The organism is Aliiroseovarius pelagivivens (assembly GCF_900302485.1).
GTDB classification, from domain to species: domain Bacteria; phylum Pseudomonadota; class Alphaproteobacteria; order Rhodobacterales; family Rhodobacteraceae; genus Aliiroseovarius; species Aliiroseovarius pelagivivens.
The window spans coordinates 492,524-513,947 of sequence record NZ_OMOI01000001.1 but is presented as its reverse complement, the minus strand read 5'-3'; the positions used below and the strand labels follow the sequence as shown (position 1 = coordinate 513,947).

Sequence of the window (21,424 nt, the reverse complement as noted above, 5' to 3'; positions counted from 1 at the left end):
CTCAAACGATCAAACGGCCCGGATATTCCGGGCCGTTTTTCTGTGGTGTATCCGCTTAGCTTTCGCGTGTCCGCAGCGTGATGACAACGCCCGACACCACGATCAGCACCATGCCCAAAACCGCGCTCGGGCCCAATCGGTCGCCGTAAAGGACGAAGCTCCACGCCGCCGCAAATCCCAGAAGCGAGTATTCATAGATCGCCACCTGTGCCGGATCGCCCAACTGATAGCCGCGGAACAACAGCCCGACTCCTAAAATCGAACCGATCGCTTGCAAGAAGGTGATGAACAGCGCCCAACCGCTGGGCCAAACGACACCGCGCAGGATGAACCCATCCGCGCCCAAAGGAACCTCGTGCGGCCAGACGGTCATGATGACCGTGCCAATCGCACCAAACACGCCCAAGCACAGGAAGAAAGCCGCCAGCATGGACAGCGCTGATTCCCCCTCGCACCATTGGCGCGTCGCGATGGCCCCCAACGCATAGAAGAACCCCGCCGCCATTGGGACAACGACCGCAGGGCGGATGCCTTCGCTAAATGGGTCCAGTACGATCACCACACCGACGAAGCCCACAAGGGCCGCCCCCATCCGCGTGAACCCAATGGGTTTTCCAAAGAACAGGGCCGAGATCAGCATCACCCAGATGGGTGCTGTGAACAGCCCCGAGGCCACCTGCCCCACAGGCAGAAAGCCCAATCCGCCGAAGTAAAACAGCATCGCAAGGGCAGCCAGACCTCCGCGCACCATCACCGCCCACGCCCGAATCGGGCGCAACCGAACACGGTCCGACAGAGACATCAGCGCAAACAGCCCAAAGGCCATCACCGTCCGCATCAAGTGGAACTGCCACAGCCCAAGCTCGGGCGCGATCTGTCGGACAAGGTTGTCAAAGAACCCCAGGAAGAACATGGCGGCAAAGATAAATCCTGCCGCTGCCAATGGCCTGTCTGCCGACATGTCGTTTTCCTTATCCGAAAAGCCTCTCAGAGCCATTGACCACAGGGGGTACACTGGGGTCCACTCGGAAAACGACACAGGTTAAGAAAACACATCGCTTTGGGAGGAGTGAGAATGGGTTGGATGGCAGACGAACGCGGGCTGGATAAATGTGCGGCAAACTTTGTGCCGTTAAGCCCGCTTTCACATCTACAACGTGCCGCAAAGGTATTTCCCAACCGCGAGGCCGTGATTGAGGGTGATCGTCGACTGACGTATCGCGACTATCATGGGCGGGTCAGCCGGTTGGCCTCGGCCTTGGCGGCGCGCGGGATACAGCCCGGAGACGTCGTCGGAACGCTGTTGCACAACACTCTGGCCCATGTCGAAGCCAGCTTCGGCATTCCCGCCTGTGGTGCTGTTCTGAACACGATCAACACCCGATTGGACGTCGACACGGTCGCCTATATCTTTGGGCATGGAGCCGCCAAGGCGGTTCTGGTCGACACCGAACTTCTGACCTTGGCCGAAGCCGCCTGCGAGCTGATGTCGAAAGACGGCGTGCCGCAGCCCGAGATCATCGAGGTCGCGGCCCCGGACGCGGGTTTCCCGGCCACCGGTCGCTATCCTGAATACGAAGATCTGTTGGAAAGCGGAGACCCTAGCTTCGACTGGATCATGCCAAAGGACGAATGGGAAAGCCTTGCGCTGAACTATACCTCGGGCACCACCGGACGCCCCAAGGGTGTGGTCTATCACCATCGCGGCGCCTATCTGATGACGATGGGCACGCCGATCAGCTGGAACATGCAGCTGTACCCACGCTACCTGACCATCGTGCCGCTGTTTCACTGCAATAACTGGAATCACACTTGGATGATGCCAGTGCTGGGCGGTACGGTTGTGTGCTGTCGCACCATCACTGCCAAAGCAGTTTACGATGCCATCGCGGATGAGGGCGTGACCCATTTTGGCGGTGCACCGATCGTGCTGAACATGATCGTAAACGCCCCTGACGAACACCGCCGCGACTTTGACCACGTGGTCGAAGTCTTCACCGCAGGTGCGCCCCCCGCTGCCGCGACCTTGGCCGCCATCGAGCCGCTAGGCTTTAACGTCACGCAGGTCTATGGCCTGACAGAAACCTATGGTCACGTGACAGAATGCCTGTGGAACGGGCCCGAATGGGACGGGCTGCCACAGGACGACCGCGCTGCGATCAAGGCCCGCACGGGTGTTGCCTTCCCTCAGATGGAGGACATCACTGTACTGGACGAGACCATGGCGCAGGTCCCCATGGATGGCGAAACCACGGGCGAGATCATGATCCGCGGCAACTCGGTCATGAAAGGCTATCTGAAGAACCCCGAGGCCACGGCAGAGGCGTTTCAGGGCGGATACTTCCATTCGGGCGACGTCGCCTATCAAACGCCGGACGGGTACATCAAGATCACAGACCGCTCGAAGGACATCATCATTTCGGGTGGCGAAAACGTCAGCTCGGTCGAGGTCGAAGGCGTGTTGATGCACCACCCCGCCGTAAGCCTCTGCGCTGTGGTCGCAAAGCCCGACGACAAATGGGGCGAGATCCCCTGCGCCTATGTCGAGCTGAAAGACGGAAGTGATGTCAGCGAAGAAGAGCTGATCGCCTTTACCCGCGAACGTTTGGCCGGGTTCAAAACCCCGAAGCGGATCGAATTCTGCGAGCTTCCCAAAACCTCGACTGGGAAAATTCAGAAATTTCAGCTGCGTGACTGGGCGCGTTCTGACGACTAAGGCGGTTCCGATTGCCGGGCGGGTTGGTTGGCGCTATTCTGCGTTCAATTAAGAACGAGCAGAAAGCCCCGTCCGAACATGACGGCCCTAACCAAATATGACCGGCTTGAGGCCACTGCCCTTTGGCGCCCCGAAGAGGGGGCGCAAAGGCTGGATGTCCTGTTGTCTCTTGGGGATGCAACGCTGACGATCTCGGACATGCGCGAGAACGTGTTGAACCATTGGTCCCTGCCGGCAATCCAGCGCGTCAATCCCGGCGAACGTCCAGCCATCTTCCGCCCCGGCGATGATGCCACGGAAGAGCTTGAGACCGAGGATGACGAGATGATCCGCGCGCTGGAAAAGGTGCGCAAGCTGATCGAACGTCGTCGCCCCCATCCCGGTCGACTGCGCCACTGGGTGACTGCAGGGGTGCTGGTGTCGTTGCTGTTGCTGGCCGTCTTCTGGCTGCCCGGCGCGCTACGCAGCTATACGGTGTCCGTTGTGCCCGAGCCAACGCGCGCAGCCATCGGGCAGCAAATCCTGACGCGGATCGGACGTATCACCGGGCAGGAATGCCGTGGCCGCGAGGGGCGTTTGGTTTTAACGCAAATGGCCCGAACAACGACCGGAAATCCAAATTTGCGCGTCGTAGTTCTGTCCAGCGGCGTTCAAACTGCCAAGCATCTTCCGGGCAACATCACGCTTCTAAACCGCGCCCTGATTGAAGATTTCGAACATCCGGACGTCTTGGCCGGCTTTCTTTTGGCCGAAGAATTGCGTCGAGATATGACAGATCCGCTTTTGCCACTTCTTGACCATGTAGGCCTTCGCGGGACGGTACAGCTTTTGACAACCGGCGACATGCCGGACATCGCGATTGATCAATACGCCGAAGATCTTCTGATCGCACCGCAATCTGACCTGCCAGCCACAGCGCTTCTGAAGCGATTTGAGGCACAGGGCATCAGCGTCAAGCCTTATGCCTATGCATTGGACCTAACTGGCGAAACAACTCTCGGACTGATCGAAGCAGATCCGGTTCCCGAAGCCAGCGCCAGAGAACTGTTGTCTGACGACGACTGGGTCAGGCTGCAAGGTGTCTGCGGCGAATAGAAAAGGGCGCCCATCTGATTGCCAGACGGGCGCCCTTTGTCAGGCATAAGCCTTGTATCTTTACTTCGTGCCGAACATCCGGTCGCCCGCGTCACCCAGCCCCGGAACGATATAGCCCTTTTCATTCAGCTTCTCATCCAGCGCGGCTGTAATGATCGGCACATCGGGGTGGGCTTCTTTCATGCGTGCAACACCTTCTGGTGCAGCCAGAAGGCACAGGAAACGGATGTTTTTCGCACCCGATTTTTTCAGCATATCAATTGCCGCAACCGAGCTGTTGCCGGTGGCCAGCATCGGGTCCACCGCAATCACCAGACGTTCGTCCATATGCTCGGGAACCTTGAAGTAATACTCCACCGGCTCCAGCGTTTCTTCGTCACGATACAGACCGACAAAACCCACGCGCGCCGAGGGGATCAGCTCTAGCACCCCATCCAGAAGGCCGTTGCCTGCGCGCAAGATCGACACAAGCGCCAGTTTGCGGCCTGCAAGGGTCGGCGCGTCCATGTCCTGCATCGGCGTGGTGATGGTTTTCGTGGTCATCGGCAGTTCGCGGGTGATCTCATAAGCCAAAAGCTGGCTGATCTCGCGCAGCAGCTGGCGAAACAGGCTGGTCGGCGTGGCTTCATCCCGCATCAAAGTCAGCTTGTGCTGGATCAGGGGGTGATCAACAACGGTCAGGTGATCATACATCTTGCGTCTCCAATTCTTTGCGGATGCGGGTGCGGGTCGCGTCGTCGCAGAAAGCCGCGTCAATGGCAACCAAGTTCAAATCGCGAAAGTCCTCTGCCGTCCAGCCGAACTGGCGCGACAGGTCTTCGTATTCCTTGTTCATGTCCGTGCGGAAGAACGGGGGATCGTCGGTCGATACGGTCACCTTGACCCCGCGCTCACGCAGTTTTGCGATGGGGTGGGCGGCAAGGTCAGGATACACCCCTAGAAACACGTTCGAACCGGGGCAGACTTCAAGCGTCACGCCGTCCTCAGCCAGCCGCTCAACCAGCGCCAGATCCTCGATCGCGCGCACACCGTGGCCAATGCGTTCGACCTTCAAATCATCAAGCGCGGCGCGCACCTCTTCCGGGCCGTTCCATTCACCTGCATGGGTGGTCAGGCGTAGGCCTGCTTCGCGGGCCATGTCGTACGCATAGGCGAAATCGCCCTGGGTGCCGGACTTTTCGTCCCCCCCCATGCCAAAGCCTGTGATGAAATCACCCACCGTTTCCTGCGCGCACATCGCGGCTTCGCGGGCCAGTTCAGGGCCAAAATGTCGGATGCAGGTGACGATACCGCGCAGCGTGATGCCCATATCGCGCTCGGCCTCGGCGGCGGCGTCCTGAATGGCAGCAAGATAGTCCTTCCACGCCACCACATCGCGCCCACCGCAGAAATCCGGCGACAGGAAGGTTTCGGCATAGACCACACCTTTTTCCGCACAAGCCTCTAGCACGGCCTTGGTCAGGCGGTGAAACTCCTCTGGTCCAGTCAGGACCGAGGTTGCGGCCTCGTAAACCTCAAGGAAATGCCAGAAGTCGCGATACGCGTAACCACCGTCATCGGTGAAAATTCCCGACAGATCGACGGATTTTTCCTTGGCCAGAGACCGGATAAAATCGGGCGGAGCCCCGCCTTCGATATGCAAGTGCAACTCGACCTTCGACAGATCTTTGAAACTCATAGAAACGACCTCCCTGCCCCGCGATTCTTTAGTCCCAGATGCGCCGCGACCGACGCGCCAATATCCGAGAACCCGACTTGCCCAATTTCGCAAGCACCAAGCCCAGCGGCAACCACCGGCACACGTTCCCGCGTGTGGTCAGTGCCAACCCAGCTGGGATCATTGCCGTGGTCTGCAGTGAACAGCACCAGATCACCGTCTCGCATTTTCTTTAGGACGCGCGGAACCTGACTGTCGAACCACTCTAACGCGCTGGCATAGCCCGCGATATCGCGACGGTGGCCATACTTCGTGTCGAACTCGACGAAATTGGCAAAAACCAGATCACCGTCCTGCGCACTGTCGAATGACGCCAGCAGATACTCCATCAAATCCGCATCAGCCCCCTTCTGAACGGACGAGATTCCGCGATGTGCAAAAATATCTCCTATCTTTCCAATGGCATGAACCTTGCCACCCGCATCTGTCACCCAATCGCACAGCGTGGGTTCGGGCGGGGTCATGGCGTAATCGCGGCGGTTGGTAGTGCGCGTAAACCCTTCGGCCTCGGAGCCAAGGAAGGGGCGCGCGATGACGCGACCAATACGCATGTCATGCACCATCGGCGCGATGGCTTCACACAAGGCGTAAAGCCGTTCGAGGCCAAAATGCTCTTCATGTGCGGCGATCTGTATGACGCTGTCGACCGATGTGTAAACAATAGGAAGTCCGGTACGAATGTGCTCGGCTCCCAGCTCGTTCAAAATGACAGTGCCCGAGGCATGTTTGTCGCCCAGAATGCCGTCCACGCCCGCAGCCCTGCAGATGGCCGCCGTCACGTCTGCCGGGAAAGCCGGAACAGTGTCGGGGAAATACCCCCAATCCCACGGCAAGGGCACCCCAGCGATTTCCCAATGCCCGGTGGGTGTATCTTTGCCCGGCGAGACTTCTTCCGCCGCACCCCAAAGCCCGGTAGGCGTCGCCGTCATACCCGGAGTTTCATCGCCCGAAGCCAAGCGGATCGCGGCGCCCAGCCCAAGCCCATCCAGACTTGGCATGGACAGCGGACCCGAACGTCCGTCCTCTGCATCCCCATCAGCGCAGGCCTGTGCAATATGGGCCAACGTGTTTGCCCCGGTGTCAGGCACGGTCTTGTTGTTGAAAAATTTGTGCGCGTCAGGGGCTCCGCCGCAGCCGACGCTATCCAACACAATCACGAAAGCGCGGGTCATGTGTTCTCCATATGCGCCGCTCCGAAAGCGCCGGGCAGAAGTTCGGCCATGGTCATGGTCAGGCTTTCGCCCCCCATTGTCATCATGGTGATTTTCACATCAGGGCCGGAAAACTCGGCCAGTTTTTGACGACACCCGCCGCACGGCGTCACTGGCAGGGGGGCGTCTGCGATCACCAATGCCTCGGCGATTTCGCGCTCGCCCGACGCACACATGGCAGCGATTGCGCCCGCTTCTGCGCAAGTGCCTTCCGGATAGGCGATATTCTCGACATTACATCCGACATGCACAACGCCCGCGCTTGTGCGTAGCGCCGCGCCGACCTTGAAGTTTGAATATGGGGCATGCGCGTTTTCACGCACGGCCTTGGCAGCTTCCAACAGCGACATGATCCGCTCCTGCAAAAAAATCTATCCAGCAACCCTGAACCTCTGCATTCTCGGATGCAAGCGCAATCCGTGCATCAAGGGGCTGGTCGCAAGGGAATGCCATGCTAATGTACACAATGCAGACTTGATTGCCCTTGCGTCACTGGTGTATCGGAGTGATGGAGGGAAGGTAGTTTAAGGTTAAACTATCCACGCTAAGCCTTGGGAGGCCTCGATGTCCGAAGACAGCTATCTGCGCAAACGCGCGTTGGATTATCACGAATTTCCACAGCCCGGAAAGCTTGAGATCCGCGCGACAAAGCCGATGGCGAACGGGCGAGACCTAAGCCTTGCCTATTCTCCCGGCGTGGCTGAAGCCTGCGTCGAAATCGCAAAAGATCCTTCTTTGGCAAGCCGTTACACGGCGCGCGGCAATCTAGTCGCCGTTGTCTCTAATGGGTCAGCCGTATTGGGGCTGGGCAACATTGGGGCCCTGGCCTCAAAGCCTGTGATGGAAGGCAAGGCGGTTCTCTTTAAGAAGTTTGCCAATATCGACTGCTTCGATATCGAGCTTAACGAATCTGATCCTGAAAAGCTGGCCGAGATCGTTTGCGCGATGGAGCCCAGCTTTGGCGCGATTAATCTAGAAGACATCAAAGCACCCGATTGTTTTATCGTTGAACAAATTTGCCGCGAGCGGATGAACATTCCCGTCTTTCACGACGATCAGCACGGAACCGCAATCGTGGTCGGGGCTGCAGCCACCAATGCGCTGAAAGTGACGGGCAAATCCTTCGAGAATATCAAGGTCGTTTCGACCGGTGGTGGGGCTGCTGGTATTGCCTGCCTGAACATGCTTCTGAAGCTAGGCGTTAAGCGCGAGAATGTCTGGCTCTGCGACATCGAAGGTCTGGTCTATGAGGGCCGCGAAAAAGAGATGACGCCTCAGAAGGCGGACTATGCGCAGGGTGACAGCCCAGCCAGCCTGAACGACGTGATTGAAGGCGCGGATCTGTTCCTTGGCCTGTCCGGTCCCGGTGTTCTGAAGCCCGAGATGGTCGCCAAGATGGCCGACCGCCCGATCGTGTTTGCCCTTGCCAACCCGACACCCGAAATCATGCCCGACGAAGTGCGTAAGGTCGCCCCTGATGCAATCATCGCCACGGGCCGCTCGGATTTCCCCAATCAGGTCAACAACGTACTGTGTTTCCCCTTCATCTTCCGGGGCGCCTTGGATGTCGGCGCGACCGAGATCAACGACGCCATGCAGTTGGGCTGCATCGAAGGCATCGCAGCACTGGCACGCGCCACGACCTCGGCGGAAGCCGCTGCGGCCTATAAGGGCGAACAACTGACCTTCGGCGAAGACTATCTGATCCCCAAACCCTTTGATCCGCGCCTAATGGGCGTGGTTGCCAGTGCGGTGGCTAAAGCCGCAATGGACAGCGGTGTTGCGACGCTCCCGGTTGCAGATCTAGAGGCCTACAAGGCGAAGCTGGACGGCTCGGTCTTCAAATCCGCGCTGATCATGCGCCCTGTTTTCGAAGCTGCTGCGACTGCCGAACGCCGCATCGTTTTTGCCGAAGGCGAGGACGAGCGCGTATTGCGGGCTGCCAATGCGATGATCGAAGAAACCACAGACGCGCCGATTTTGATTGGGCGTCCGGATGTGATCGCCCTCCGCGCTGAACGGGCTGGCCTGTCGATCGTGCCGGGTCGCGATTTCGAGGTCGTAAACCCCGAACGCGACGACCGTTATCGCGATTATTGGAGCGCCTATCACGAGTTGATGGCCCGCAAAGGCGTGACCCCTGATTTGGCCAAGGCCATCATGCGCACGAACACCACCGCCATCGGCGGCATCATGGTGCATTTGGGCCATGCGGACAGTTTGATTGCTGGGACATTCGGGCAATATCTGTGGCACTTGAATTATATCCAGCAGATCCTGGGCCATGAAGCACTCCACCCTGTTGGAGCGCTGAGCCTGATGATCCTTCAGGACGGCCCGCTGTTTATCGCTGATACCCATGTGCACAACACGCCCAACGCCGAGCAAATCGCTGAAACCGTCTGCGCCGCGGCCCGCCACGTACGCCGCTTCGGGGCCGAACCGAAAATTGCAGTGTGCTCGTATTCGCAATTCGGCAATCACGGCGGAGACAGCGGTGCACGTGCGCGTGGTGCTCTCGACATTTTGGACGCTGCCCCGCGCGATTTTGCCTATGAGGGCGAAATGCACGTAGACGCCGCGTTGGATCCCGAGGTGCGTCGCCGCCTGTTCCCCGGTGCTCGCTTTGACGGCCCCGCCAACGTCTTGGTCTTTGCCAACGCGGACGCCGCCAGCGCAGTGCGCAACACGCTGAAGGTGAAAGGTGGCGGGCTTGAGGTCGGTCCGATCCTGATGGGCATGGGCAACCGCGCCCATATCGTAACGCCCTCGATCACCGCGCGTGGACTTTTGAACATGTCCGCCATCGCCGGGACACCGGTTGCACATTACGGCTAAACGATTCCCTGCGAAACTTTGCAAGGCGAGGTTTGCAATTTTGCAAATCTCGCCTTTTTCAAACTCAGATCCCTCAAAACAATGGGGTTTGCAAAAATTTGCAGGCGATTTTCCACCGCCCTGCAAATTTTCCGCGATAATGTGACGCTACGTCCAACACGGTTCTTGCCCGGATAGGTCGTAGCGGCGTAACACTTTCCTCAAGGGAAAATGGAGGATGTGCACCATGGCATACAAAGACGTTTACGCGGCGTGGCAATCGAACCCAGAGAAGTTCTGGATGGACGCGGCCCAAGCCATTAGCTGGGACAAGGCCCCCACCAAGGCGCTCTTTGACGGCAACGCCCCGATCTATGAGTGGTTCTCGGACGGGATGGTCAACACCTGCTACAACGCAGTCGACCGCCACGTAGAAAACGGGCGCGCCGATCAGGTTGCCATCATCTATGACAGCCCCATCACAGGCCGTCAGTCGAAAACCACCTATGCCGAATTGAAATCCCGGGTCGAGAAAGTCGCCGGTGCTCTGGTCGAAAAAGGTGTGACCAAAGGCGACCGCGTCATCATCTATATGCCGATGGTCACCGAAGCCCTCATCGCCATGCTGGCCGTCACGCGCATCGGCGCGGTGCACTCGGTCGTGTTCGGTGGCTTTGCCTCGAACGAGTTGGCCGTGCGCATCGACGACGCAAAACCCAAGGCGATCATTGCAGCCTCGTGCGGGTTGGAGCCCGGCCGCGTCGTAGCCTACAAACCGCTTCTGGACGGTGCCATTGATCTGTCCGAGCACAAGCCCGACTTCACCCTGATCCTTCAGCGCGAGGAACACATCGCCGACCTGATCGACGGTCGCGATTTCGACTGGGCCGAGATGGAAGCAAACGCCGCCCCCGCCGCTTGTGTTCCGGTCGAAGGCAACCACCCGGCCTATGTCCTCTACACTTCGGGCACCACGGGTCAGCCGAAAGGCGTTATTCGCCACACCGGCGGGCACCTTGTCGCTTTGAACTGGACCATGAAGAACCTGTACAATGTCGATCCCGGCGATGTGTTCTGGGCAGCCTCTGATGTAGGTTGGGTCGTTGGGCACTCGTACATTACCTATGGTCCGCTGGTGCACGGCAACACGACCATCGTCTTTGAAGGCAAGCCAGTGGGCACGCCGGACGCGGGCACCTTTTGGCGCGTGATCAGCGAGCACAACGTGAAATCCTTCTTCACCGCCCCGACTGCGTTCCGCGCCGTGAAACGCGAAGACCCCAAAGGCGAGTTCGTAAAGAAATACGACCTGAGCTGCCTGAAGCAGGTTTATCTGGCCGGTGAACGTGCCGACCCCGACACCATCGTCTGGGCGCAGGATCAGCTGAAAGTGCCCGTTGTGGACCACTGGTGGCAGACCGAAACCGGCTTCGCCATCGCCGCCAACCCGATTGGTATCGAAGAGCTGCCGATCAAACTGGGTTCGCCCTCGGTTCCGATGCCCGGCTTTGACGTGCAGATCTTGGACGAAGGCGGACACCCGATGCCCGCAGGCGAACTGGGCGCGATTGCGATCAAGCTTCCCCTGCCCCCGGGCACCCTGCCGACCCTTTGGAACGCGGAAGAGCGCTTTAAGTCGAGCTATCTGAACACGTTCCCCGGCTATTACGAGACTGGCGACGCGGGCTATATTGATGAAGACGGCTATGTCTACATCATGGCGCGCACCGATGACGTGATCAACGTGGCGGGCCACCGCCTGTCGACCGGCGGCATGGAAGAGGTTCTGGCCTCGCACCCCGATGTGGCCGAATGTGCCGTGATCGGCGTGACCGACCAGCTGAAAGGCCAACTTCCGCTTGGCATGGTCTGCCTGAACGCTGGTACCGATCGCCCGGATGAAGAGATCACCGCAGAATGCGTCAAGCTGGTTCGCGAGAAGATCGGCCCGGTTGCCGCCTTCAAACTGTGTGTGGTTGTGGATCGCCTGCCCAAGACACGCTCGGGCAAGATCCTGCGCGCGACCATGGTGTCGATTGCCGATGGCAAAGAATACAAGATGCCCGCGACCATCGACGATCCAGCCATTCTGGACGAGATCAAAGAGGCGCTGGCCTCGCTTGGCTACTAAGCCCGACCTGATAAAAAGAAACGCCTCCGATTTCGGGGGCGTTTTTTATTAGACGAACTGTTCGCGGATCAGGCGTTCTTCCAGCCCATGTCCGGGGTCGAACAGGATGCGGTGCGCGATATCCCCGCAAGACCGGATCTCGACCGATACGACGTTCGGCACGGACCGGCTGTCCGCATCGGCCATTACGGGGCGTTTGTCGGGCTGCAGCACATCAAAACGCACCACAGCATTTTTCGGCAACAAAGCCCCCCGCCAACGACGCGGACGGAACGCTGCCATCGCGGTCAGCGCCAACACGTCCGACCCAATCGGCAGAATCGGTCCGTGGGCCGAATAGTTGTAAGCGGTCGAACCCGCAGGCGTACACAGAAGCGCGCCGTCGCAGACCAGCTCGTCCAGACGCACGCGCCCATCGACGCTGATTTGAAGCTTCGCGGCCTGAGGGCCTGCACGCAGCAAGCTGACTTCGTTGATGGCCAACGCCTCGTACACGGCGCCGTTCGCCGTTTCGGCCCGCATCGACAGCGGGTTGATGACCTCTTCTTCCGCAACGATCAGGCGGTCGATCAGCCCGTCAGGCGCGTATTCGTTCATCAAGAACCCGACCGTACCGCAATTCATGCCATAAACCGGGGCCGGAAGATGCTGGGTGCTGTGCAACGTGTGCAGCATGAACCCATCCCCGCCCAACGCGACAATGATATCGGCCTGATCCTCAGCGACATTCCCATAGCGCGACACCAGTTCGTCAAGTGCTGCCTGCGCGATGGTCGTATCACTGGCAAGGAACGCGATTTTTCGACTCATGCTAAATGTCCCGATTGGCGGTCTTCGTTTCCGAAACAATCACATGTTTCCACAAATCACCAGATAATGCCGCGTCTTTCCGTCGCCGCGTCGCTTTCTGGTCTTTGCGACAGGTAATGTTTCCGATAGGAAATCCACAAATCGGACCTTAATTGAAGGAATACGCGCATGTCTGCCACCCGTGACCAAGGTTTCTTTACCGAATCCCTCGCGACCCGTGACCCCGAGCTGTGGGGCTCGATCACCAATGAGCTGGGCCGTCAGCGCGACGAGATCGAGCTGATTGCATCTGAGAACATCGTCTCTGCCGCCGTAATGGAGGCTCAGGGTTCGGTTCTGACCAACAAATATGCCGAGGGCTATCCCGGACGTCGTTACTATGGCGGTTGCCAGTACGTAGACGTGGCCGAGAACCTGGCCATCGACCGCGCCAAGGAACTGTTTGGCTGTGAATTCGCCAACGTTCAGCCGAACTCGGGTTCGCAGGCGAACCAAGGTGTGTTCCAGGCGCTGATCAAGCCCGGCGACACCATTCTGGGCATGGACCTGTCGGCTGGTGGTCACCTGACCCACGGCGCACGTCCGAACCAGTCCGGCAAGTGGTTCAACGCAGTTCACTACGGTGTGCGTCGCGAAGACAGCCTGATCGACTATGACCAGATTCAGGCGCTGGCGACCGAGCACAAGCCCCAGATGATCATCGCCGGCGGTTCCGCCATTCCGCGTCAGATCGACTTCGCCAAGTTCCGCGAGATCGCCGATAGCGTTGGCGCTTACCTCTTGGTCGACATGGCTCACATCGCAGGCCTGATCGCGGCTGGCGAGCACCCCTCGCCCTTCCCGCACGCCCACGTGGCCACCACGACCACCCACAAAACCCTGCGCGGTCCGCGCGGTGGCATGATCGTGACCAACGACGCGGATATCGCGAAGAAGGTGAACTCGGCCATTTTCCCCGGCATTCAGGGTGGCCCCTTGATGCACGTGATTGCTGGTAAAGCGGCTGCGTTTGGTGAAGCTCTGCGCCCTGAGTTCAAAGAGTACCAGAAACAAGTACGCGCGAACGCTGTAGCCTTGGCTGATCAGCTGATCAAAGGTGGCCTGGACATCGTGTCCGGCGGCACCGACACCCACCTGATGCTGGTAGACCTGCGCCCGAAAGGCGTAACCGGCAACATCGTGGACGCAGCCCTTGGTCGTGCGCATATCACCTGCAACAAGAACGGCATCCCGTTTGACCCAGAAAAGCCGATGGTCACATCGGGCATCCGTCTGGGCACGCCCGCTGGCACCACCCGCGGCTTTGGTGAAGCCGAGTTCCGCGAAATCGCTGACCTGATCATCGAAGTAGTTGACGGTCTGGCGGCCAACGGAGCCGACGGCAACGCAGACGTAGAAGCTTCGGTCCGCGATAAAGTGGCCACGCTCTGCGCACGCTTCCCGCTGTACCCGAACCTGTAATCCCACCGGGAACAGGTTTGACTGACAAAGCGCCCCCGGAAACGGGGGCGTTTTTTATTGGGTCATCACAACAAACCGCGCCACATCAAGAACCCGACGACAACAAGCGCCAAGACCAGAAGGTTAAACAACAGGCCCGCACTGACATTGACCGCGATGCCCTTACGGCGATCCCATGGGTCAATGCTCAGCAGGTAGCGTTCCAGATCGGCAGCCGCCAAATCAAGCGCTGCCTCGTCCAACTGGCGCAGAAGCCTAGGATGATCAGCGCGGACAGTGGCATCAACAAGCAACTGCCCTTTCATACGCAAATGGCGCGGCAGAAGGCGCCCTGCCCGGCGCAGCTTCACGTCAAAACCCTTGCCGCGAACGTCCAGCCGCTCTTCAAGCAACTGGGCAAGCCGATCTGTGCGCGCCGCGATGTCCAACTCAATCCTCGATATTTCTGGTCGCCACTATCACAACCATAGCTTCAACCATGGGGCTTCCGAAAGCCCAAAGCCGCTTGTCGACAATTCCGGGTTCAATCCAAGCGCCTGTCACGCTATCAGAGCGTATGCTTACGATGCAGACATTCGGGGACGATATGTCCCACCCGCCTATCCTGATCGTGCACGGGCTTTTTGGCTCGGGGCGCAACTGGAACGTTATCGCCAAACGCCTGTCGGGTGAACGACGCGTGGTGTCCGTAGACATGCGGAATCACGGAGAGAGCCCGTGGTTTGACACACAAAGCTATCACGACATGGCCGAAGACCTTGCGCAGGTGATCCGCCATATCGGCGGACAGGCTGATGTGATCGGGCATTCCATGGGCGGAAAAGCTTCGATGATACTGGCGCTGCAGGACGCGGCATTGGTGAACAAACTTCTCGTCGCCGATATCGCCCCCATCGCATATCGCCACAGCCAGCAATCCATGATCGAAGCCATGCGTACGATTGATCTGGGCCTCGTAAACACGCGAGGAGACGCCGATCGCCAACTGGCACAGGTACTGGATGACGCTTCCATCCGGGCGTTTCTGCTTCAGTCACTGAACGTGAAAGAGCAGAAGTGGCGGCTTAATCTGGATGCCTTGCAAGCCGAGATGGCCAAGATCGTCGGGTTCCCGGACGTTTCAGGATCCTTCGGCGGGCCAACGCTGTTTCTGGCCGGCGCAAACTCGGATTATGTCCTGCCCGAACACCGCCCGACGATCAAAGCGCTGTTTCCAGCGGCGAAGCACGCCAAGATCCCCGGCGCGGGCCACTGGCTTCATGCGGAAAAACCGCGCGAGTTCGAAGCGGCGGCGCGTAGCTTCCTAAGTCTCTAGACCCAAAAACACAAAACCCCGCGGCGTGGCGGGGTTTCTTAGGATCATCTGGTGCGTTTCAGTGCGTCCAGGGACCGCGACGGTTGGTGGCAAAGTTCTCGCCGTATCCGCCCGTACGGATATTCGGTTTGCGCTTATGCGGTTCGGTAACGGTGGCCTCGATGCGGTGTTCCTTGGCATAGTCCAGCGCGGCCTCTTTGCTTTGGAACTTCAAGCGCACCTGGCTTTGCGTGTCCGACGATCCGGTCCAACCCATCAGGGGATCAAGTTCGCGGGCTGCATCGGCCGCATATTCCAGAACCCAAACCTTGGTCTTTCCCATACCCGACGACATTGCATTCCGAGCGGGTTGATAGATACGAGCACGCATTCGGTATCTCCTTCCAAAACTGAAATGGTTATCCGTCATGCGGACAGGCAATTCAAGGCAGAATCAAGGATGTGCAGCAGCAGAACAATCACTCTGCGTGAATCTCATCCAAAAAAATGTCCGTGAGTATGGCGAGGAAGTAAGAGCAGGAAGACTGCCGGTGGTCGGCGAGGGAGCGAGGGGTGGGGTGGGTGTATCGCCGACACCGGCAGTCCGTTCTGCTGCTTGCCTAATTACGCTATCGCAGAGACGGGACTGCGGCAAGAGTAAAATACACCTCCAATTGCATTTTTTTGGAGTTTTCACACCAATTTCGTTGTTACTTTACAAATACTTAATTGAAGATTCAGCTTTGCTGCATACGCAAAATATCAATCATGTGATTCAATCACTGATTGCTAATAGTGAATGTGTTCTCAGGACACATTTCCGGGATATGCCTAATCTCGTAAAAAACGCTTAACACTGCAACTCACCAATTATGGGGAGATTCTTGCTAATCCCGCGTTAGACGCACTTGAAGAAGAACAAAAAGTGACCATTCTTGGAGGACGGAGAGATTCGCATGCCCCATGACTCGACCACGCACAGCCCGCTGACCAACCCGACGATGGCCCCTGTTGCCCGCCCTAAGCTGGAAGGCGGCAAACCGTTCGTGATGCACACACCATTTCAGCCCGCAGGCGACCAGCCCACGGCGATTGCCGAACTGAAAAGCGGTATTGAAAATGGCGAGCGCGATCAGGTTCTGCTGGGCGCAACCGGCACCGGCAAGACCTTCACGATGGCCAAGATCATCGAGGAAACCCAGCGCCCTGCGATCATCCTTGCCCCGAACAAAACCCTTGCCGCCCAGCTTTACGGCGAGATGAAGGGGTTCTTCCCTGAAAACTCGGTCGAGTATTTTGTCAGCTACTACGACTACTACCAACCCGAAGCCTATGTCGCGCGGTCCGACACCTTCATCGAGAAGGAAAGCCAGATCAACGAACAGATCGACCGGATGCGCCACTCGGCCACGCGGGCTCTGTTGGAACGCGATGACGTGATCATCGTGGCGTCCGTGTCCTGTATTTATGGTATTGGCTCGCCCGAGACTTACACCGCGATGACGCAAGACATCACGGTGGGCGAGGAATACGACCAGCGTGCGATGATGCGTGATCTGGTCGCCCAGCAATACAAGCGCAACGACAACGCATTTCAGCGCGGATCGTTCCGGGTGCGTGGAGACAGCCTTGAGGTCTGGCCAAGCCACCTTGAAGACCGCGGCTGGCGTTTTTCCTTCTTTGGCGAGGAACTGGAAAGCATCACCGAGTTTGATACGCTGACCGGCGCCAAGACCGACACGCTAGAGAAGGTACGCATCTACGCGAACTCGCACTACGTGACGCCCACTCCGACGCTGAAACAGGCCATTCAAAGCATCAAGCAAGAGCTTGCCTTGCGCCTGAAGCAGTTCGAAGACGAAGGCAAACTGCTGGAAGCACAGCGTCTTGAGCAGCGCACCAAGTTCGATCTGGAAATGCTGGAAGCCGCCGGGTTCTGCAACGGGATCGAAAACTACTCGCGTTACCTGACAGGCCGTGCGCCGGGCGAACCGCCCCCCACGCTGTTCGAATACATCCCCGACAATGCGATTGTGTTTGCGGATGAAAGCCACGTTTCGGTGCCGCAGATCGGTGGCATGTATCGCGGCGACTATCGGCGTAAATTCACGCTGGCCGAACATGGGTTCCGCCTGCCCAGCTGCATGGACAACCGCCCCCTGAAGTTCGAGGAATGGGACGCGATGCGCCCACAATCGGTCTTCGTGTCCGCCACGCCCTCGAATTGGGAGTTGGAACAGACCGGCGGTGTCTTCGCTGAACAGGTCATCCGCCCCACCGGTCTTCTGGACCCCGAGGTCGAAATTCGGCCCGTTGAGATGCAGGTCGACGATCTGTTGGACGAGGTCCGCAAAGTTGCCGCCAACAACATGCGCACGCTGGTCACGACGCTGACCAAACGCATGGCCGAGGATCTGACCGAATACCTGCACGAACAGGGCATCCGCGTGCGCTATATGCACTCGGACATCGACACGATTGAACGGATCGAAATCCTGCGCGATCTGCGCCTTGGCGCGTTCGACGTGCTGGTCGGCATCAACCTGCTGCGCGAAGGCTTGGACATCCCGGAATGCGGGCTGGTCGCCATTCTGGACGCGGATAAAGAGGGCTTCTTGCGCTCTGAGACTTCGCTGATCCAAACCATCGGCCGCGCCGCACGGAACGCCGAGGGCCGCGTCATCATGTATGCCGACCGCATCACCGGCTCGATGGAGCGGGCACTGAAGGAAACCGAACGGCGGCGTGAGAAACAACATGCCTATAACGTCGAACACGGGATCACGCCCGAAACGGTGAAAAAGAATGTCGATGACGTTCTGGCTGGGCTTTACGACGGCGACACCGACATGTCCCGCGTCACGGCGACCATCGACAAACCCATGGTCGGCGACAACCTTCTGGCCCATCTGGAAGGCCTGAAAGCCGAGATGCGCAAAGCTGCCGAGAACCTCGAGTTCGAAGAAGCCGCCCGCTTGCGCGACGAGGTGCATCGTCTGGAGGCCGTGGAACTGGCCGTCGCGGACGATCCGCTCGCGCGTCAGTCTGCGATTGAGGCGGCGGGAGAAGCAGCACAGAAGGCGAAGGGGCGGTCAACGGCTGGGAAGCCGGGACAGCGGGCTGGGCGTGGGAAGAAGAGGTGAGCCGCTCGGCGTGTCTGACCAATCTCAGGTAACAGGAAGAATACAAATGATATTCTGCGGCGTTGAGGAGCCTATCTCCGTAAACTCACAACTCCACGTACGAAGCAATACAAGCACCGGCATCCTTGCATGTGACGAAGGCTCGGAGTTCCCGTTGAACAGATACACATTCGTCAACAGAAGTGAGGCCGGAAATGCTTCGCTTACGAAGGTGCTTGACGCAATATATTCCTCGACCTCAACCGATCCCATCGCTGTTTCCGCATGGCTTACTCAGCTTCCCAACAGATCAGCGACTGCATCAAAGGTGATAGCTTCAAAGCTAAAGAAGGATGGATGGCAGGACACCGAGCGCGATCAACATTTCATCGCATCGAAGGTGCTATCGAATGAGGCACGTGCCACTTGGCCTTTCCACGACCAAGAAATGCAATTTGTGGGCAGGGTTGTTCTATTTAGCTGCCCTAACGCTAAATCAGCACGAGACATCCTGACGACATCATCAAGCTTCTTTCTTGCGCGGAACGGATACTTCGTTCCGGACAAGGAATTCTTTGCGAGAATATATGCAAAAGGATTAGGCGCGATCTACTTGAACAGAACCAATTCAGGGAATGAAAGCCTGGTGCTTCTTAACGCCAGAAAGATCGACATACACGCGTTCGAGAAGGCTGGAATCAAGCTTGAGGTTTTTCACGGCCCCGATGCTTACCGGGCCATCATGTAGCGCTGATGTACTCGGCCTAGTGGACCCTAAAAAAGAAGTGCGCGGGAAAAACCCGCGCACCAAAGGTTATACAAACCCAAACCTCTCGCCAAACGGCATCTCGGTCGGCCTCTCCCCCGTCGCCTGAAAGATCGCCTCGGCCAAGGCGGGCGCGGCGGGAGGAACAGGCGGTTCTCCGACGCCGGTCACGTAGTCCCGGTTCTCCATGCCACGCACGATGATCTCGGGCGCTTGATAGTTCCGCAGCCCTTCGAAATCCCAGAAGTTCTCTTGCTCGGCCATGCCGGCGGCATAGGTGATCTGGCTGTTGATCGCGTGGCCAAGGCCCCAGATCACGCCGCCTGCGACGAGGTTCTCAAAATTCACCGGGTCAACCACTTTACCCACTTCAGCAGCGACCCAGACCTTGTCAAGTTTGATGCCGTCCTCGCCATTGGTGATCTCGATGATCTGTGCGCAGGGCGTGCCGAAGGACAGGCAGAAGGCGACGCCGCGGGCTCTGCCGGGGGCAAGCTCTCCGCCCCAGTTGGACATCTCGGCCACGGCTTCTAAGGCCTTGCGCGACGGGTCGTCCGTCATCAGGCGCAGGCGTTCCTCGACCGGGTCGGCCCCGGCGGCGTGAATAAGCGCATTCAGGAAGTTCTCATGGAAAAACCCGTTCTGTGACGCCCCGACCGAGCGCCACGAGCTGACCGGGCCAAGCTTCGGCGCGCGGTATCCCGTCACGCGGTAATTCGGGATCGCATAGGGTTGATCCCACAAAGCCTGAGTGATTGTGGTATCGGGGCCCGGCACCGGGAAGCCCTGCCGTTCCACCATCTGGCTGTCCATGATCGAGGGCGAGGCGACCTTGATCTCCATCGCGGTAACTTTGCCATCAGCCACTGCCCCACGCCCGCGCATCAGCGCGATGGGCCGGGTGAAATCCTGAAGCGTATCTTCCTCGCGCTTATAGGTCAGTTTGACCGGCGTGCCCTTCATGGCCATTGCCAGTTCGGTCGCGCGTTTCACCACCTCGTCTTCCAGACGATGCCCGAAACTGCCGCCCATCATCAGGATGTGGACGTGCACGTCATCCACATCGACGCCCGTCATCTTGGCAACGCTGGCCTGCGTCATGCGCGGGATCTGGTTTCCGGTCCAGACGTCAACGCGGTCGTCGGCAACCAGAACGGTGGCGTTCATCGGCTCAAGTGGTGCGTGGGCCAGATAGGGCGCACGGAATTCGGCCTCGACCGTTGTCGCGACGCCGTCCACGTCTCCGTCATCGCGGGGCGTTGCATCTGCGTCGCCCGCGTCAATCGTGTTGGCCAGAACCTTCCAGTGTTCAGCCTGCTCGGCAGGATAAGGCGCGGCGCCCCACTCGACCTCAATCGCATCCACCGCCTGAAACGCGCGCCAGGTGTTGTCGGCGATCACGCCCACGCCACCTGTCACAGGAATGACCTTCTGCACCCCGCGCATGCCTTCAGCTTCGGACGCATCGAACGAGATCACCTCGCCACCCTTCCGGGGGTTTACGCGAACGGCGGCATGCACCATGCCCTCCATCCGCATGTCGATGCCATAGCTCTGCGTGCCGGTTGATTTCGCCACCATGTCAACGCGCTGCATTGGCTTGCCAACCAAACGCCATTGGGTCGAGGGGCGCAGAGTGACATCTGTCACGGGATCGATTTCGGCCGCTTTGGCAGCCAGCGCCTCATAGGGAATACGTTTGCCGTCAGGCAGGACAACCGCCCCGCGTTGGGTCTTCAGCTGTGTGACCGCAAGGCCAGACATTTCCGCCGCTGCGGCCTTCAGCGTTTCACGCGCTACAGCCCCCGCCACACGGAGTTTTTCGAACCCATCTGGCACGGTGGTCGACCCGCCCGTGATCTGCATGCCCATCAGCTTGATGACAGCCCCCATGAAGCCACGCATGGTTTCAGCCGCCATACCTCGATCGGTCGAGGGGAACGGCACGCCTTCATCCGCGAGGGCCGTGTTCCAATAAGCGGGCGACGGCGGGCCGGGATCAACGTTGATCTGGTCCAGCTCGATATCCAACTCCTCGGCGATCAAAGCCGCCTGGACAGAATAGGCCCCCTGCCCTTTATCCGCGCGGGGCGTGATCAAGGTGACCCCGTCCGCGTTGATCAACACATAAGGCGTCAGCGCCGCTTCGCCCTGCGCCAGATCATCTTCCAGCGGATTGGCCACGGGCTGTTTGTATTTGTAGTAACCGAAGGCCACGCCGCCCAGCATGGCTGCCGAACCGACAAGAAAGGTGCGGCGTGCAATTGTTCCGATACGTCCCATG

17 protein-coding genes are annotated in these 21,424 nt (G+C 58.8%); 8 read left to right on the top strand and 9 right to left on the bottom strand.

The features are described 5' to 3' along the window. Window positions 1–55: 55 nt before the first annotated feature. Window positions 56–961, bottom strand: a complete 906-nt coding sequence (locus ALP8811_RS02485; protein ID WP_108855606.1) for a DMT family transporter — start codon at window positions 959–961, stop codon at window positions 56–58. 114 nt (window positions 962–1,075) lie between these two features. Between ALP8811_RS02485 and ALP8811_RS02480 the strand changes: the two genes are divergently transcribed. Together ALP8811_RS02480 and ALP8811_RS02475 are read left to right on the top strand one after the other, a co-directional pair. After that, window positions 1,076–2,716 (top strand): long-chain-fatty-acid--CoA ligase, encoded by a 1,641-nt coding sequence (locus ALP8811_RS02480; protein ID WP_108855605.1) that lies wholly within the window; start codon window positions 1,076–1,078, stop codon window positions 2,714–2,716. Window positions 2,717–2,794: 78 nt separating this feature from the next. Beyond that, window positions 2,795–3,811 carry a hypothetical protein gene (locus tag ALP8811_RS02475; protein ID WP_108855604.1) on the top strand — a complete coding sequence of 339 codons (1,017 nt, stop codon included), beginning with the start codon at window positions 2,795–2,797 and terminating at the stop codon, window positions 3,809–3,811. 60 nt (window positions 3,812–3,871) lie between these two features. Here the strand turns inward: ALP8811_RS02475 and upp are convergent, their stop codons facing one another. Genes upp through ALP8811_RS02455 form a run of 4 tightly spaced genes read right to left on the bottom strand, consistent with a single transcriptional unit; the run spans window position 3,872 to window position 7,089 of the window. Further along, the gene (gene upp / locus ALP8811_RS02470) at window positions 3,872–4,504 is read right to left on the bottom strand and encodes a uracil phosphoribosyltransferase (RefSeq protein ID WP_108855603.1); all 633 of its coding nucleotides are present in this window, start codon (window positions 4,502–4,504) and stop codon (window positions 3,872–3,874) included. Further along, window positions 4,497–5,489, bottom strand: coding sequence for an adenosine deaminase (locus ALP8811_RS02465; protein ID WP_108855602.1), 993 nt, complete (start codon window positions 5,487–5,489; stop codon window positions 4,497–4,499). Before ALP8811_RS02465 ends, upp begins: the two co-directional genes overlap by 8 nt. Continuing rightward, window positions 5,486–6,700, bottom strand: a complete 1,215-nt coding sequence (locus ALP8811_RS02460) for a phosphopentomutase (protein WP_108855601.1) — start codon at window positions 6,698–6,700, stop codon at window positions 5,486–5,488. Before ALP8811_RS02460 ends, ALP8811_RS02465 begins: the two co-directional genes overlap by 4 nt. Then, on the bottom strand, window positions 6,697–7,089 hold the full coding sequence (locus ALP8811_RS02455; RefSeq protein ID WP_108855600.1) for a cytidine deaminase: 393 nt from the start codon (window positions 7,087–7,089) through the stop codon (window positions 6,697–6,699). Before ALP8811_RS02455 ends, ALP8811_RS02460 begins: the two co-directional genes overlap by 4 nt. A 214-nt stretch (window positions 7,090–7,303) precedes the next feature. On the opposite strand from ALP8811_RS02455, the gene ALP8811_RS02450 reads away from it, so the two are divergent. Together ALP8811_RS02450 and ALP8811_RS02445 are read left to right on the top strand one after the other, a co-directional pair. Then, window positions 7,304–9,577, top strand: coding sequence for an NADP-dependent malic enzyme (locus ALP8811_RS02450; protein ID WP_108855599.1), 2,274 nt, complete (start codon window positions 7,304–7,306; stop codon window positions 9,575–9,577). 226 nt (window positions 9,578–9,803) lie between these two features. Continuing rightward, entirely contained in the window at window positions 9,804–11,687 is a 1,884-nt protein-coding gene (locus ALP8811_RS02445) for a propionyl-CoA synthetase (protein WP_108857394.1), read from the top strand. Window positions 11,688–11,735: 48 nt separating this feature from the next. On the opposite strand, the gene ALP8811_RS02440 is transcribed toward ALP8811_RS02445, so the two are convergent. Further along, window positions 11,736–12,497: an NAD kinase gene (locus ALP8811_RS02440; RefSeq protein ID WP_108855598.1), complete on the bottom strand. Its 762-nt coding sequence runs from the start codon at window positions 12,495–12,497 to the stop codon at window positions 11,736–11,738. A 168-nt stretch (window positions 12,498–12,665) separates the two neighbouring features. On the opposite strand from ALP8811_RS02440, the gene glyA reads away from it, so the two are divergent. Further along, window positions 12,666–13,958 carry a serine hydroxymethyltransferase gene (gene glyA / locus ALP8811_RS02435; protein WP_108855597.1) on the top strand — a complete coding sequence of 431 codons (1,293 nt, stop codon included), beginning with the start codon at window positions 12,666–12,668 and terminating at the stop codon, window positions 13,956–13,958. A gap of 65 nt (window positions 13,959–14,023) precedes the next feature. On the opposite strand, the gene ALP8811_RS02430 is transcribed toward glyA, so the two are convergent. After that, complete coding sequence (locus tag ALP8811_RS02430; RefSeq protein ID WP_108855596.1) at window positions 14,024–14,386, bottom strand: hypothetical protein; 363 nt, start codon at window positions 14,384–14,386, stop codon at window positions 14,024–14,026. 128 nt (window positions 14,387–14,514) lie between these two features. Between ALP8811_RS02430 and ALP8811_RS02425 the strand changes: the two genes are divergently transcribed. Beyond that, on the top strand, window positions 14,515–15,273 hold the full coding sequence (locus ALP8811_RS02425; protein WP_108857393.1) for an alpha/beta fold hydrolase: 759 nt from the start codon (window positions 14,515–14,517) through the stop codon (window positions 15,271–15,273). 58 nt (window positions 15,274–15,331) lie between these two features. Here the strand turns inward: ALP8811_RS02425 and ALP8811_RS02420 are convergent, their stop codons facing one another. Continuing rightward, entirely contained in the window at window positions 15,332–15,643 is a 312-nt protein-coding gene (locus ALP8811_RS02420) for an ETC complex I subunit (protein ID WP_108855595.1), read from the bottom strand. A 565-nt stretch (window positions 15,644–16,208) separates the two neighbouring features. Between ALP8811_RS02420 and uvrB the strand changes: the two genes are divergently transcribed. Together uvrB and ALP8811_RS02410 are read left to right on the top strand one after the other, a co-directional pair. Then, entirely contained in the window at window positions 16,209–18,395 is a 2,187-nt protein-coding gene (gene uvrB, locus ALP8811_RS02415) for an excinuclease ABC subunit UvrB (protein WP_108855594.1), read from the top strand. Between the two features lie 10 nt (window positions 18,396–18,405). Then, on the top strand, window positions 18,406–19,122 hold the full coding sequence (locus ALP8811_RS02410) for a hypothetical protein (protein ID WP_146183977.1): 717 nt from the start codon (window positions 18,406–18,408) through the stop codon (window positions 19,120–19,122). A 66-nt stretch (window positions 19,123–19,188) separates the two neighbouring features. On the opposite strand, the gene ALP8811_RS02405 is transcribed toward ALP8811_RS02410, so the two are convergent. Beyond that, window positions 19,189–21,423, bottom strand: a complete 2,235-nt coding sequence (locus ALP8811_RS02405; RefSeq protein WP_108855592.1) for a xanthine dehydrogenase family protein molybdopterin-binding subunit — start codon at window positions 21,421–21,423, stop codon at window positions 19,189–19,191. Window position 21,424: the final 1 nt, after the last annotated feature.